Here is a 520-nt window from a genome sequence, read left to right on the forward strand (position 1 = left end):
ATCAAAACTATGGATCGCTCCCGCTCTCTTTTTGTCGTTGATCCCATGAAACATTTTACCCGGAAACGGAAACATCTTTTTGGTAATACTTTACTCAATGTCATTCTTCTTGAAGCTGGTTCCTTGAAAGATGAAATTTATAAACTCTTCGGATATCATCTCGATACACCAACAGCTTCTTCTTTTATACAGGCTAGAGACAAGATCCGTCCCGACGCTTTTCGCTCTCTTTTCGATTCTTTCAATCGAAACACCCATATCGTTCCTCTACTCAAGGGGTTTCGCTTGATCGCTGTGGATGGAACCGTTCTTCCTATCCGTAACGAATTCAAAGATGAAAAAACGACGATAATGAATGGCAATCAATCAAACATTCCATTTTCTGCTTTCCATATCAATACGAGCTACGATCTGTTGGAACATACCTACGAAGATGTCATTATCCAAGGTCAGGCTGTAATGGATGAAAATGGCGCTTTTCGTCAGATCGTTGATCGCTATCAAGGAAGAAAAGCCATAT

The 520-nt window shown here is 40.4% G+C and carries 1 protein-coding gene; it reads left to right on the top strand.

Annotation, left to right across the window (positions count from 1 at the left end; genetic code table 11):
* A partial coding sequence (locus E5336_RS12500; protein ID WP_479682363.1) for a transposase occupies window positions 1-520 on the top strand: 520 nt, incomplete at both ends.

Source organism: Dubosiella muris, from assembly GCF_004793885.1.
Classification (GTDB): Bacteria; Bacillota_I; Bacilli_A; order Erysipelotrichales; family Erysipelotrichaceae; genus Dubosiella; species Dubosiella muris.